We start from the raw sequence: 14,515 nt of genomic DNA on the forward strand, positions 1-14,515 counted from the left end.
AAGCACTAGGTTAGTATGAAAAGTGCTCCGAGTGAAGCGACATTTCTGCTTATTTTGTAAAGACTAAGGTTTGCCAACTTACCTCTTGGCGGTGCAGTTTGTCGCTTGAGGCGAAGTTATGGATTAAGGTTAAGCCACAGGATTTTGCGAACTCGATGGTATCACTTTCGTTCAGCGGATTTGCCACACGCTCGTCATCAAATTCACCGTGTCGTAAGGTAATCACTAAGTGCCCTTCGGCAACAAGCAATTGGCTGCATCGTTGTAAGCTTTGTTGTTGCTGAACGTGGGTCAAGTGCATCCAAACAGCACTAATTAAAATTAACCCATAGTGTTGTTTCTTCTGAGATGTCAGCAAGGGCAGGGTATCTTTAATCCACGTCACGGACTCTCCCGTGAAGGCAATGCCCGACTGCATTAACGCGCTTGCAGGCTCAATAGCGGTAACGTGATTTCCCATATCGGCCAACGCTTTTGCGTCTCTGCCTGCCCCCGCACCTATGTCTAATATATTGGTATGGGTTAGCGACGGTATATGTGACAACCAATCGCCATGTACACTCTCAAATGTCACGCTAGTGTATTGTGAAGCAAGTTTTGAAGCATGCTGATGGTAAAACGCGATGTGTTTATTGTACTTCATGGTTTTAGCTGTTCTTTTGAAATGAGTTTAACCACTTGGCTAAAATCGCCAAGGGCATTTGACGCCTGCTCTGTCCAATGCCAAAACAAGGGCACGCCTAATTGTTTGCTAGGAAATAGCGAGATGAGCTGGCTCGATGCGACTTCTTGCTTAACTTGTAATGTTGGCAATAACGCCCACGCTACGCCTTCTATGGCCATTTTTGCAAACCCATGAGACGACGGATACCAATGGCATGTGGTTAGCGATGGCGCAAAGTCTAAACATTCACGCTGGTAATCGGTGAGTAGGGTGGCATCAAATTCGTCATAAAGTAAGCCCGGTGTGCCCATTACCCGCTCGGGGCTTACGTCATTTTGAAGATAACGTTGAATAAAGCTAGGTGATGCGTAGAGTTGATAATTCATGGTACCCAGCCTTACTGATTGTCCTCCGGTAATAGGAGTGCCTGTTTGGCTAATGCAGGCCATGACTTTACCCTGCTGCAACAGAGTGCGGGTTTGGGTTTGATCGGCATTATAAATATGTACGGGGTTAGCGCGCATTTCGCTAAATCTTGCCATCACCTCAGTAAACCAGGTAGCCAACACATCGTTGTTTACGGCCACACTTAGTGGCGAAACCTGATCCGCCGCCCCGCTACGTGTGGTTAACTGCTCTTCTAACACACTTACTTTTTGCACGTGAGACAAGAGTTGTTCACCAAGTGGCGTGGCTTTTAACGGTTTCATACGCACTAAAACCGGCCCGCCCACTTGTTGTTCTAGTCGCTTTATCTTTTGTGATACTGCCGACTGAGTTAGGTTGAGCGCTTGTGCGCCGCGCTCAAAACTGCCGTAACGAAGCACTTCGCGAAAACTGTGTAGGGCAGCATAATCAAGCATGATGAAAGCGGGTACTCTTTTAAAATAGATATCTTTAAGACTATTAATTAAATTAATATCAAAGAAAAATTATTAATTTAATTTAGTTCAAAAGGGTAGCTAAAATCAACGCCTCTTATTCATTCATTTCAATTTTTGGGGTTTAGTTCATGTTTGCGGCAGCGTTGAGTGGTTTTGTGATGGGCGGCACCCTAATAATTGCCGTTGGTGCACAAAATAGTTTTTTAATCGAACAGTCTTTGAAACGTCAATGGACAGGGTTGTTCGTACTGCTGTTTATAGTGAGCGATGCCATTTCTATAAGTTTAGGCGCAATGGGGTTCGGGTTACTGCTACAACAATATCCATTGTTGGTATCAGTCACTAAGTGGGCCGGCGTTGCCTTTCTTTTATGGTTTGCATTTAACAAGCTTAAGGCTTCTATGGCTGAAGATGCGCTAGTGCTTGAAATGTCAAAGAAGCAAACGTCGTTTAAGCGTGCGTTCCTGATTGCTATGGCGGTAACGTGGTTGAATCCTCATTTTTACTTAGATACGCTGTTATTGATGGGGAATTTAGCCAGCCAGTGGCAACTGGATAAATGGTGGTTTGTCTTCGGTGCAATTTGGGCATCTATCATATGGTTTGTTGGGCTAAGTACCCTCACCGCTAAATTCGCGCACTATATGCAGCGCCCGTCGTTTTGGCGTTGGTTCAACCGCTTGAACGCAGCCGTACTAGGGGCGGTAAGCATTCAATTGGCTAGCTTGTAGTAAAAGGTCAATAGTGAACGTTGTTCGATGAACAGCCAATGGCAACAAGGAGAGGTAAATGAGCTGGGTTTATTTGATTGTGGCTGGCTTATTAGAAATAGGATGGCCGGTGGGGTTAAAGCTGTCCCAAGAAGCTGAAACCCGCGTGATGGGTATACTGTTAGCGATAGGGTTTATGGCGGCCAGTGGTTTTTGTTTGTGGATGGCGCAAAAAAATATTCCTATAGGTACCGCATACGCCGTGTGGACTGGCATAGGTGCGGCGGGTACGTTTTTAGTTGGGGTTGTTTTTTATGGCGATCCTACTTCTATCGCACGCTACTTTGGCGCAGCCTTAATCGTGGCAGGCGTTGTGGTATTGAAATTAGCCCACTAAAAAATGTGGCGTATAAAAAAGCTCAGGTATTTCCTGAGCTTTTTGTTTATTGTCTTGTGGGTATTAGTTAGCGTTTAACTGAGCGCGAAGTTCAGTTAAAAAGATATCAATGCGTTCGGCGTTTTTACCTAAATCGCTTTTTCCGACCCGAGATTTACTGCGGATATCTACAAGGGTGTTATCGTCTTTGGCTTTTAGGCGAATAACCACATCATCCTTAAATCCAAACCATTGGGTGATGTCAGTCGCTTCTAATGTATAGGGCAATGCGCCATCAGACACACGCTCCCAGCCTAGTGCGTCAATAGTTTGTTCACTAGCTGCAAAGACTTCATCAATACTCTGCGCCAATAATTGGGTTCTAATTTCAGGGTAAGCATCTATTTGCTGGCGTGTTACCTCACCACCCTCGTAAGTAATAGGGTTGGGCGCATTTTCACGTAGCGGCGCAATAGCCACAAACGCCGGAGGGTTGGTCACATCGGTAGTAATATCGTGAATAGGCGGTACGGTACTGGCTTTGCCCATCATGCTAACAGGCATGGCGACGGCAATTAACGCTAATATAGCGAAAACAAACGTACTGCCCCAGCTGACGCTTTTACGTTTTATTAGTACTTGTAGAATGATAAGTATAATGGCTGCGCCACCCACGTATACGCCGTAGCGCAGAGAGGTAAATGCGGTGCCTAAATCAACGCCTGCGTATTGATATAGCGGGCCCGGTAATACCACCATTAAAAATCCAATAATGCTGGTCAGTGCAATGAGTGCTTTCAAGGGAGCTCCTAGTTATTATTGTTGCTTTGTATAACATAACTTTAACAGTCATTTGGCCCTTTTGGTTCAAATTTTCCACTAAATTTGTGGGCAAGGTTTTCGATGCGTTACAAAAATCATATCCAGCAGTGAAATGACGAAGGTGTAAGAAGCCCTGGCGCGCTTTTAGGTAAGGGGAATTAAGCAACCTCTGCTATGCTATAAGCTGATACGAACATGAGGTTTACCATGGGGAATGCCCAAGAAATACCTTCTTTTAACGCGACGAATGCGCAGAAAGTGGAAGTGTTGTTAGACATACTTTCCACAAAAAAAGCAGAGTTTGAAGAAGGGATGACAGAGTATGCGCTAATTTCGCAACTTAAGTCGCCACCCTATCAGTTGTTTAATGACAACGCGCTGCGCGATTCCCTCGCTTTGTTTAATACCCACTTCATCTTGTTTCATGCCCTATATTTACTTAGAAACCTCTGGCGTGATGCTCTGGTGGGCGAGCTAGATATTCATACTACACGCATAGTTCTACTGCCCTTGAAAGCTAGCAGACAAGACGACTTTGTGAGTAACACTACTCCATTAGATAAAAACGATCCGCTAGCAGAGTACTACCTTAACTGGCAAAACTTGGCCAGTACTGGCGAAGCCGATGTAGACGCCTTATTGAATGGCTTTTGGCAGCGAATGCTGGGGGCTGAGTCCATCTTTGATTCCAAAGAGCGTATTGCGCAATGTCACACGTTACTCAATTTAGATGAGGCCATACCCATCACGTTAATAACACTTAAGAGACACTACAGAAAGCAGTTAGCAACAGTGCACCCAGACAAAGGGGGCAGCCACGAAGCAGCGCAAAATGTTATTTCGGCGTACCAAGCTTTATTGCGGTATTACGGGCTCTAATGCCAAAAGTTGAATGAAAAGCGTGTTTTACACCCTTAGGTCAGCACTGTAGTATAAAAATACTGCAACTGACCGATAAGATCAGCGCCTTCAACTCCCTTTACTTTTAATCTTTAGTATAAGCGCACACAATATAAAACTTGTGTCAGATATGTCATGAATATGGTGACCCATTATTCATACTGGCCGATGAGTAACCCTTTCGTCACAGTAAATTGTTGCTTTACTGCAAGTTCACGCTGCATTTGAAGCATACGATCTCATTCGTCCAGTTGATGTGATCGGGCTGAGTAATGGCAAGGTATTTATAACTCGGCGCATGGAAGTTACCAAAGTTAATACAGGCCCAAAATTTAAGTTTACCGGTTAAACGCTCTCGTTTGCCGGTAATCGTTAGTTTTTAATTTCGAGAAATTATTATGAAACGCGTTTTTTATGTCATCACTACCCTAGCTTTGTTGGTAGGTGCGATTGGGTGTTCGTCTGAGTCTGAACAGGCGGGTGCAGGGCAGCAAGCCATGCCGCCACAGTCCGTGTCAGTGCTTACTATTGCACGCCAAGCGGTAACCCATGAAATGATCCTTCCTGGAAGGGTTACGCCGTCTCGCCAATCGCAAGTACGTCCTCAGGTTGATGGGGTGATTACAGAGCGTTTGTTTGAAGAAGGTGCACAGGTTGAAAAAGGCCAGCAACTTTATCAAATCGATGATGCGCGTTATCGTGCTCAATTAAACAGCACCATTGCTGATGTTAAAAGTGCCGAAGCGAATTTAAAAACCTTAGAAGCCAAAGCCCGCCGCTATGATGATCTAATTAAACAGAATGCCATCAGTCGCCAAGAATACGACGATGTCATCGCGCAAAAGGAACAAGCACAAGCAGCGATTAGCGTTGCTGAAGCGGCGGTAGATTTAGCACGAGTGAACTTAGGCTATACCAAGGTGTATGCGCCAATTAGCGGCCGTATCAGTCGCTCGTTTGTGACGGAAGGTACGCTAGCGACCACAAACCAAACGCAGCAATTTGCCACTATTACGCAGTTAAACCCTATCTTTATTGATATGCAGGAGTCGGGTCGGGCCATACTTACCCTTCGTCAAGCCATGCAAGAACAAGGCTCTATGCCTGTTGAGCTAACACTGGATGAAGCCACAGGTAAAAAATACGAACACACAGGTAGCGTGAAGTTTTCAGAAGTTACCGTAGATGAAAGTACCGGTTCAGTAGCGCTTCGCGCCGAAATGCCAAACCCAGATGGGTTGTTGTTACCCGGTTTATTCGTGAAAGGCCATGTTATTACTGGTACCGAACAAGCGTTATTGGTGCCTCAGCGCGCCACTATGCGTCAACAAGACGGTTCATTGTCAGTATATGTGGTGAACAGTAATGACGAAGTAGAGGCTCGAGCACTAAAAACTAGCGACATCTACAAAGACCAATATATTGCCACTTCGGGTATTAAAGAAGGCGATAGACTTATTGTTTCTGGTTACCAAAAAGTGAAACCTGGCAGTAAAGTAAACACCAGCGAGTGGCAGACAACGTCACGCGGCTCACGTTAAGATAGGATTAGTTTACTATGGCTCGCTTTTTTATCGACAGACCCGTCTTCGCGTGGGTACTTGCAATTATTACGATGATGGCAGGGGTACTTGCCATTTATACCCTGCCTATTGAGCAATACCCTAAAGTTGCGCCACCCACGGTGACGATTTCTGCGACTTACCCTGGGGCTTCAGCGGAAACCGTTGAAAACTCAGTCACGCAGGTGGTTGAGCAAAACTTATCAGGCATAGATAACTTACGTTATTTCTCTGCCAGTAGCTCAAACAGCAGTATGTCTATCAGCCTCACATTTGAGCCGGGTACCGACCCAGATATTGCGCAAGTTCAAACCCAAAATAAAGTGCAATCGGCACTCCCATTGCTGCCGGCACAGGTGCAGCAACAAGGTGTTACTGTCGCAAAATCAAACTCAGCATTTTCGTTAGCCATTGGTTTTTATGACGAAACGGGGCAAATGAGCCAGTACGACTTAAGCGATTTGTTGGTTTCTCAATTTCGCGATTCAGTCTCCCGTGTTAATGGCGTAGGGAGCGTGCGGGTATTTGGTGCCCAGCGCTCAATGCGAATTTGGTTAGATCCAGACAAACTATACAGCTACAACCTAACACCGGTAGATGTCCAAGCCGCGGTTGAGGTGCAAAATACCGATGTATCTGCTGGGCAACTCGGGGGCTTACCTGCCATTCAAGGCCAGCAAATTAACGCCACTATTCAAGCTCAATCACGTTTACAAACCGTAGATGATTTCGAAAGCATTGTGCTGCGGGTAAATACTGATGGTTCTCAAGTTCGAGTACGCGATGTCGCGCGGGTTGAGCTAGGTGCTGAAAGCTACGATGTAATCGTTCGTTACGACCGTCATCCTGCCTCGGGTATGGCTATTAGCTTAGCGTCAGGTGCGAACGCGCTTGATACTATCAATGCGGTAAAGCAGCGTGTTGAAGAGCTACGAGTCAACCTACCAGACAGCGTAAAAGTGGTTTATCCGGTTGATGCTTCACCCTTTATCGAATTGTCGATTGAGTCAGTGGTGCACACGCTGATTGAAGCCGTGGTACTGGTTTTCTTCGTCATGCTGCTATTTTTGCAGAATTGGCGTGCTACCCTTATTCCTACTATCGCGGTTCCGGTGGTGTTACTAGGTACCTTTGCGGTGCTACTGGCATTTGGTTACAGCATTAACGTATTAACTATGTTTGCCATGGTGCTAGCCATTGGTTTGCTTGTGGACGACGCTATTGTCGTGGTTGAAAACGTTGAACGTATTATGGAAGAAGAGGGCTTACCGCCCGCTGAAGCCACTAAAAAATCCATGACACAAATTACTGGTGCGCTAGTAGGTATTGCCGCGGTATTATCGACGGTATTTATTCCTATGGCCTTTTTCAGTGGATCTGCTGGGGCTATTTATCGCCAGTTCTCAATTACTATCGTGTCTGCCATGGGCTTCTCGGTATTGGTGGCAATTATATTGTCACCTTCATTGTGTGCCACGCTGCTAAAACAACACGATCCTGAACATAACAAAGACAAAGGCTTCTTTGGTTGGTTTAACCGCACATTCAACAAAGGCCGCGATCGCTATCAGCGTACCACCACCCACATGGCGAAACGTGCTAAGCGTTACTTTGCGGTATACGGTATTCTAGTGGCAGGAATGGCGTATATTTTCGCCCAATTACCTGGTGCATTCTTACCCGATGAAGACCAAGGCCGCCTAATGGTGCTAATTAGTACGCCTCCTGGTGCAACTGCTGGGCGTACCTTAGAGTCGGTCAAAAAGGCAGAAGACTTTTTCTTAGACCAAGAGCAAGGTGCGGTTAACGGCTTGTTTACGGTAGTAGGTTTTAGTTTTGCTGGCCAAGCTCAAAATGCCGGTATGGGTTTTGTAAACTTGAATGACTGGAGCGTGCGAGACGAAAGCGACTCAGCATTTGCACTGGTAGGCCGCGCCTTTGGCGCATTTAGTCAAATTGAAGATGCTTCTGCATTTCCTATTGTGCCTCCGCCTATTATGGAATTAGGTAACGCGACAGGCTTTGATATGCAGCTTGTGGATCGCGGAAGTAATGGTCACGTGGCATTGATGAATGCCCGCAATCAATTGTTAGGCATGGCCGCGCAAAACCCTAAACTTGCCGGTGTTCGCCCTAACGGATTAAGCGACGTGCCTCAGTTTAAGGTGAATATAGACAGTGAAAAAGCATCTGCGCTGGGGTTAAACCTAAGTGAAATAAACAGTGCACTGCAAATTGCGTGGGGCTCAAGTTACGTTAACGACTTTATTGATAAAGGCCGGATAAAACGGGTTTATATGCAAGCGGATGCAAAATATCGCATGTCGCCAGACGATTTAGACAAGTGGTTTGTGCGTAACGCCGACGGTGACATGGTGGCCTTCAGCACCTTTGCATCTACTCAGTGGGTGTATGGTTCGCCCAAACTTGAGCGTTTTAACGGTATCTCATCGGTTAACATTCAAGGTAGCCCCGCTGAAGGTGTTTCATCCGGTGAAGCCATGGAAGAAATGGAGAAGCTAGTTGCTCAATTGCCTGCTGGTTATGCTATTGAGTGGGCTGGTTTATCTTTTGAAGAACAACAAGCTGGCTCGCAAGCGCCTATGTTGTATGCTATTTCTATACTCATCGTATTTTTATGCCTAGCAGCATTATATGAGAGTTGGTCTGTACCATTTGCAGTCATGCTGGTGGTACCTTTGGGTATATTAGGTTCGGTAACGGCAGCGTTTTTATTCAATTTACCAAACGATGTTTACCTACAAGTTGCGTTTTTGACCACAGTGGGTCTGGCGGCGAAAAATGCCATTCTCATTGTAGAGTTCGCAAAAGACCAATATGAAGAAGGCATTGATTTAATGACGGCGGTATCAAATGCGGCTTCTCAGCGTTTTCGCCCCATATTAATGACATCTATGGCGTTTATACTCGGAGTAACACCGCTGGCAATGGCTAGCGGTGCAGGTTCAGCAAGCCAAAACGCAATAGGTATTGCGGTGATGGGGGGCATGTTTGCTGCCACCTTCTTAGCCATTTTCTTTGTACCTATGTTCTACGTGATGGTTGAAAAGCTGTTTCATAAACAAGATAAATAATTTAGACGTTGAGGTTTTACGATGACAACTGTCATTTTTTCTCATGGAAAAGAAAGTGGCCCTTGGGGCAGTAAGATCACTACATTGTCTAACGTGGCTAGCGATGTTGGCTTTAATGTTATTAGTGTGGATTACCAAGATTTAGCTTCGCCAGAAGATCGCATTACCCGATTGGTTGATACGGTAGAAGAGCAAGGCGATGAAGTTATCCTGGTAGGATCTAGTATGGGCGGTTACGTGTCTTTAGTGGCTGCTGAGCGTGTGTCTGCACGGGGTTTGTTCTTACTAGCGCCGGCGCTGTATATGCCAAGCTACGAAGTGCAAGAATATAACTACACCGGAAAAACGAGTGTAATCCACGGCTGGAATGATGATGTCATTCCAGTTAGCCATAGTATTGATTATGCGAAGCTGCGTAATTCTCAGTTGTTACTACTAGAGGACGGCCACAGATTGTCGAACAGCATGTTTGCGATATCGCCTTTCTTTCGCAATTGGTTGCATCCGTTTACACTGAACTAACGGAAGCTTTGCTGCTGTAACGTTTTTCCTGTTGTCTTACCAGCTTGGTAACGCACAACAGGAAAAATGTGTCATTATAGCGGTACAGATTAGCGGGAATAAGGCCGAGGGGATGGCAATAGATTTACCGTCTGAACCAGATTGGAAAGCGCTGATAAAATCGGGCTGTCGATTATTTGTTGGGGGCAATGCATCAGTACCTTATGCACTGATTCAGCACTTAATTGATAATAGCGATGGCTTTAGCGATATTGAGTTAGTACACATGCTTGCACTTGGCGATACGCGCTGGGTAAAAGAAGAGTATAAAAATCTATTTAAAGCCAATACCTTTTTTATTGGTGGCCAAGCGATGCGGCAAGCTGTTGATGAAGGCCGAGCCGACTACACTCCTGTTTTCCTCTCTGAAATTTCAAGTTTGTTTAGTGATGGCACGCTGTCTTTAGATGCCGCGTTGGTAAATGTAAGCCCCCCTGATGAATTTGGCTATTGCTCCTTAGGAGCGGCGGTTGATATTGCCATGTCGGCAGCGCGTCAAAGTAAATACGTAATTGCACAAATCAACCCGCAAGTTCCCCGTACTGCAGGTCATTCCTATATTCACTTAAGTGAAATTACCGCATGTATTGAAGCAAACGAACCTTTAGTTGAAGTTATGCCGCCACCTATTGATAGCGTGGCCGAACGTATCGGGCAGTACGTTTCCATGTTGGTTGATGATGGCGCTACCTTGCAATTCGGTATTGGTAAAATTCCAAGTGCCACCCTTAAATACCTGTGCCATCACAAAGATTTAGGTATTCACAGCGAAATGCTTACCGACAGTATTATTGAGCTGTTAGCATCAGGTGCGGTTACCAATAAGAAAAAAACCTTCCACCCAGGCAAGGTGGTAACCAGTTTCGCTATTGGTACCCGTAAGCTCTACGATTTAATCGATAACAACCCGCATATTGAATTTTACCCTAGCAGTTATGTGAACAAGCCTACCAATGTTGCCAAAAACGACAATATGGTGGCTATTAATAGTGCGTTGGAAGTGGATTTAACGGGGCAGGTGGTTGCCGATTCGCTGGGATACGATTTTTATAGTGGTATTGGGGGGCAGGTCGATTTTGTAACAGGCGCATCTATTAGCAAAGGTGGTAAAGCCATTATTGCGCTGCCATCAACGGCTAAAAATGAAACCATATCTCGCATTACGCCACGTCTTGCTGAAGGGGCTGGGGTAGTAACCTCGCGGGGGAATGTGCAATATGTTGTTACCGAATACGGCATTGCCTCTCTTAAAGGTAAAAGTATTCGTGAGCGAGCGCTAGAGCTTATTCGAGTAGCGCACCCAAAATTCAGATCTCAGCTATTAGAAGAAGTCAGGCAGCATTATTGGGTGCCACATTACCAAGAAAAGTACCCGACAGATATCCCAGAACTAGGCGCTATTCAGCTTAAGCGGCTGAATATACAAGGCGAAAAGTTTTATATGCGCCCGCTGAATCCCGCTGATGAGCGCCGGTTACAGGAGTTCTTTTATTCACATACCAAAGAAACCCTGCGTCTTCGCTACAATTACGACCCAAAACAAATGTCCAGAGAGAAGTCGTGTAACTTGGTGAGTGTGGATCAAACCTCTGACGTGGCGTTATGTATAGTGCGCCAAGAAGGGTCTCGAATTACCATTCATGCAGTAGGCCGATTTTATTACAACGCCAGCAATAACTCCTGTGAAGTGGCGTTTGTTACCCGAGAAACGCAGCAGGGTAAAGGTATGGCAAGCCGCTTGTTGAACGAGCTTATTCGTATAGCGAAAGCCCGTGAAATAAACCAAATGGTGGCCTATGTCAGGGGAGAAAATACCCCCATGATCACAATCTTTGAACAAATGCAGTTTAAGCGGCTTTTTACCGGTGATCCCAGTGACGTTGAATTGGTATTAAACGTGAGTGAGTTACCATGACCATTCGAATTTATCGCACAAAACATGGCGTTAAACATGACTTAGGCCCAGAACACCCTGAGTCGCCAGACAGGCTATACGCAATAGACGATCAGCTATTAGCGTCAGGTTTAGAAATGGTGTGTGAGCACGCCGACGCAAAGCCTATCGCTGAGGCTTACCTTACCTTGGCACATAGCCCAGAGTACGTGAAAAGTGTACTTTCCCGTGCGCAGCACCTGTCTGCAGCTGCAAAAGCTCATCCCGATGCAAATCATAAGGACAGCAACCCAGTTACTTGGTTAGATGATGATACCGGCATGATGGAATACACGTTGCCCGCCGCATTGGAATCGGCAGGAGCAGGTTGTAATGCCGTTGACTGGGCCATGCAGGGCGACGATAGGCAGGCTTTTTGTTTGGCTCGCCCGCCTGGGCATCATGCTACCTACGATGGCTCAATGGGTTTTTGCCTATTTAATAATGTGGCCATTGCTGCACGCTATGCACTACAAAACTATCAACTCTCCCGTGTGGCTATTATCGATTTCGATGTGCATCACGGCAATGGGACTGAAAATATTATCGCAGGAGATCAGCGCATCATGATGTGCTCTAGTTTTCAGCATCCGTTTTACCCTCATAGCGGTGCGCCTGTGTCAGCAAGTAATATTTTATCTGTACCTATTGAAGCGGGCTCTACCGGCGAGGTGTTTCGAGAAAAAGTATCCCATTGGTTTAATGCACTAGAGAACTTTCAGCCCGAGCTTATATTTATATCGGCAGGATTTGATGGTCATGCTGAAGATCCTATGGCGCACCTTCGCCTTACTGAAGATGATTATTTTTGGGTGAGTCAGCGGATCAGGCGTGTTGCTGATAGTTGCTGTAACGGTCGTGTGGTGAGTACGCTTGAGGGTGGGTACGATTTAAGTGCGCTTGGGCGCAGCGTCGTGGCACATTTGAAAGGGTTATCCCATCCCTAACGCTGCGAGCTGCAAAAACACCCATCGGCTTCGGTTTTTACCACGGCATTTATGTGAGACGAACTTGATGCATACCCGCTAATTTCATCCACTAAATCTTTACCGGTGAAACAACCGTACCCCGTTGCGTAAGGCCCTAAATAGCGAAGGTTATATAGGGTGTCTACAACAATAAGTGCAGGTACCGAAGGCAATACAGTGGCGAGTTCTGGCACATTTTCAATGTCTAGCGTCAAGCCGCTGTAGCCTATTTTACCTAGCTTATTGAGCAGCTGGGTTTGATGAGAATCGGTAAGGGTGTCGCAGTAACAATTTTCCTGTGTACCCACATGAACAATACTGCCAGCAGGTACATTATAGTCTTTAAGCAGTGAAATTAAAGAAGCATCAAAGGTGGTGCTTGTTGATTGATGCAGCAAGGTGCCGTTAGGGTCGAACTCAGAAATCTGACGCTGGCTATAAAACAAAACAGCACTTAGTAAGCTGATTGCCCATACAAGCAGCAGCGTCCAACTTCCCTTTTTCGACATTACAGCTTAAAGCGACCTATGGCACCGCGCATTTTTTGTGAAATTTGAGACAAAATTTCCACTTCTGCTGACAGCGATTCCGCTGTGGCAAGTTCCTCAGAAGTCAGTTCACTTAATCGTGCCGTGCTTTCTGCTATAGAAGCTGAAGCGGTTTCCTGCTCAACGGCAGAGGTGGCAATTTCAGTCATGCTCTCACTGGCAAACTGAATTTGCGACATGATATCAGACATAGCTTGCGTGGCAGTATCAGCCGATAGTACCGCTTCATCAACGAGTTGAATGCAGGTTTGCATCTGGTCTACCGAACTTGCTGTTTGACTCACTAATTGTTCGGTTACAGAGGTAATTTGGTCGGCACTTTCTTTTGAACGAATGGCCAAGGTACGCACTTCATCAGCAACCACAGCAAACCCTCTGCCGTGCTCACCAGCACGTGCCGACTCGATGGCCGCGTTAAGCGCCAGTAAGTTAGTTTGCTCTGCCACTGAGGTAATGGCGCGCATAGCTTCTGAAATGTGTGAACATTGTTCGTTTAGTGCAGTGTTAGTTTTTGCAGCATTATTTAACGTATTACGCAGCGAATCTATGGTCCGGCTGGTAGATACTATAGAGTCACGAGTTGAACCTGAAGAGGCCTCTGCCGCAGACGCTTTGTCGCTAGCGCGGGTTGTTTGTTCAGCAGACATTTGCATGGTTTGCGCAATTTCTTCAGATGAAGCAGACACCATGGCAATTTCTTGGTCGGTATTACGACTAATTTCAAACATACTGCTAGCTGCTGTTTCCATTTTTTCACAGCCTTTAACCACTTCATTCATAAGTGAAGACGCTAAAGCAACCAAATCTTTAACTTGATCAATAAGTTCACCAAATGGACGAAGTATTTCGTTTTCTCGCTCAAAGGATACAGATAAATCTATTTGCCCTTCAGATTTTTGCATATTTTCAATCGCAATACGCAGCTGGGCTGCTCCGGCACCTTCTTGATGAGCTTGTTTGGCCATGTACATCAAAACGCCACCTTCAGCTAACGCAAAAGCGGCATGCATCAACAATATAGGGAACGTTAAATCACCTTCTTGGAAGATGAATACAGGAACACCTTGGGTTGCCAGAATATAAAAACTGATATGATGTACAGCAACCACGGCAGTCGCTGTTGCAATCACCTTCCAGTCTCTAAAGTAGGAAAGAAACGCCAGTGTGACGAATATTTCAAAATGCATTTCAATAAGCCCGAAGGTTTGATGAATATGCAACGCTGTGAGTAATTGTATACCTATAGCAACAGCATGCCTACTTACTACCGCTTGTGGCTGTTGCAGGCTGAAATATAAGGGCAAAATGGCAATAGGAATGCCTAGTACCGCGGCAGTGATAATATCGCCAGTTACGAAGCCAATGATGAAAGAAATCACTAATTGAATCAGTATTACTACTCGAAAGATCTTGTGTCCTTCTAGTATCCACGGGTACTGCATGGTTTTCTCCACTGAAGCGGTTTGCCTAAGTGTAGGCAAGAAATGCTAAG

13 protein-coding genes are annotated in these 14,515 nt (G+C 45.7%); 8 read left to right on the plus strand and 5 right to left on the minus strand.

What is annotated here, in order from left to right:
• Nucleotides 1-49 precede the first annotated feature (49 nt).
• Nucleotides 50-643, minus strand: a complete 594-nt coding sequence (locus tag KYS23_RS03715; protein ID WP_159527974.1) for a class I SAM-dependent methyltransferase — start codon at nucleotides 641-643, stop codon at nucleotides 50-52.
• Nucleotides 640-1,527: an ArgP/LysG family DNA-binding transcriptional regulator gene (locus KYS23_RS03720; RefSeq protein ID WP_159527975.1), complete on the minus strand. Its 888-nt coding sequence runs from the start codon at nucleotides 1,525-1,527 to the stop codon at nucleotides 640-642. The genes KYS23_RS03715 and KYS23_RS03720 overlap by 4 nt, the downstream gene beginning before the upstream one ends.
• A 149-nt stretch (nucleotides 1,528-1,676) precedes the next feature.
• On the opposite strand from KYS23_RS03720, the gene KYS23_RS03725 reads away from it, so the two are divergent.
• Together KYS23_RS03725 and KYS23_RS03730 are read left to right on the plus strand one after the other, a co-directional pair.
• Complete coding sequence (locus tag KYS23_RS03725) at nucleotides 1,677-2,279, plus strand: LysE/ArgO family amino acid transporter (protein WP_159527976.1); 603 nt, start codon at nucleotides 1,677-1,679, stop codon at nucleotides 2,277-2,279.
• Nucleotides 2,280-2,337: 58 nt separating this feature from the next.
• Nucleotides 2,338-2,655 (plus strand): DMT family transporter, encoded by a 318-nt coding sequence (locus tag KYS23_RS03730; protein WP_057794753.1) that lies wholly within the window; start codon nucleotides 2,338-2,340, stop codon nucleotides 2,653-2,655.
• Nucleotides 2,656-2,718: 63 nt separating this feature from the next.
• Here the strand turns inward: KYS23_RS03730 and KYS23_RS03735 are convergent, their stop codons facing one another.
• Complete coding sequence (locus KYS23_RS03735) at nucleotides 2,719-3,435, minus strand: DUF1499 domain-containing protein (RefSeq protein WP_159527977.1); 717 nt, start codon at nucleotides 3,433-3,435, stop codon at nucleotides 2,719-2,721.
• 216 nt (nucleotides 3,436-3,651) lie between these two features.
• Here KYS23_RS03735 and KYS23_RS03740 point away from each other — a divergent pair, with 216 nt between their 5' ends.
• The 6 genes from KYS23_RS03740 to KYS23_RS03765 all read left to right on the plus strand — a co-directional run bounded on the left by KYS23_RS03740 (nucleotide 3,652) and on the right by KYS23_RS03765 (nucleotide 12,454).
• Entirely contained in the window at nucleotides 3,652-4,335 is a 684-nt protein-coding gene (locus KYS23_RS03740) for a DNA-J related domain-containing protein (protein ID WP_232370550.1), read from the plus strand.
• A 419-nt stretch (nucleotides 4,336-4,754) separates the two neighbouring features.
• Complete coding sequence (locus KYS23_RS03745) at nucleotides 4,755-5,897, plus strand: efflux RND transporter periplasmic adaptor subunit (protein WP_218418067.1); 1,143 nt, start codon at nucleotides 4,755-4,757, stop codon at nucleotides 5,895-5,897.
• Nucleotides 5,898-5,914: 17 nt separating this feature from the next.
• The gene (locus KYS23_RS03750; RefSeq protein WP_218395837.1) at nucleotides 5,915-9,013 is read left to right on the plus strand and encodes an efflux RND transporter permease subunit; all 3,099 of its coding nucleotides are present in this window, start codon (nucleotides 5,915-5,917) and stop codon (nucleotides 9,011-9,013) included.
• A 21-nt stretch (nucleotides 9,014-9,034) separates the two neighbouring features.
• A complete protein-coding gene (locus tag KYS23_RS03755) occupies nucleotides 9,035-9,535 on the plus strand; it encodes an alpha/beta hydrolase (protein ID WP_159527980.1) in 501 nt (166 codons plus the stop codon).
• A gap of 112 nt (nucleotides 9,536-9,647) precedes the next feature.
• A complete protein-coding gene (locus KYS23_RS03760; protein WP_159527981.1) occupies nucleotides 9,648-11,489 on the plus strand; it encodes a bifunctional acetyl-CoA hydrolase/transferase family protein/GNAT family N-acetyltransferase in 1,842 nt (613 codons plus the stop codon).
• Nucleotides 11,486-12,454: a histone deacetylase family protein gene (locus tag KYS23_RS03765; RefSeq protein ID WP_159527982.1), complete on the plus strand. Its 969-nt coding sequence runs from the start codon at nucleotides 11,486-11,488 to the stop codon at nucleotides 12,452-12,454. The genes KYS23_RS03760 and KYS23_RS03765 overlap by 4 nt, the downstream gene beginning before the upstream one ends.
• Here KYS23_RS03765 and KYS23_RS03770 read toward each other — a convergent pair.
• Together KYS23_RS03770 and KYS23_RS03775 are read right to left on the minus strand one after the other, a co-directional pair.
• Nucleotides 12,451-12,984: a DUF6436 domain-containing protein gene (locus KYS23_RS03770; RefSeq protein WP_218395835.1), complete on the minus strand. Its 534-nt coding sequence runs from the start codon at nucleotides 12,982-12,984 to the stop codon at nucleotides 12,451-12,453. The two genes, KYS23_RS03765 and KYS23_RS03770, sit on opposite strands and share 4 nt — an antisense overlap.
• Nucleotides 12,984-14,465 carry a methyl-accepting chemotaxis protein gene (locus KYS23_RS03775; protein WP_218395833.1) on the minus strand — a complete coding sequence of 494 codons (1,482 nt, stop codon included), beginning with the start codon at nucleotides 14,463-14,465 and terminating at the stop codon, nucleotides 12,984-12,986. The genes KYS23_RS03770 and KYS23_RS03775 overlap by 1 nt, the downstream gene beginning before the upstream one ends.
• Nucleotides 14,466-14,515: the final 50 nt, after the last annotated feature.

The sequence above is a fragment of the Alteromonas lipotrueae genome, assembly GCF_019249255.1.
In the GTDB taxonomy this organism is placed as follows: domain Bacteria; phylum Pseudomonadota; class Gammaproteobacteria; order Enterobacterales; family Alteromonadaceae; genus Alteromonas; species Alteromonas lipotrueae.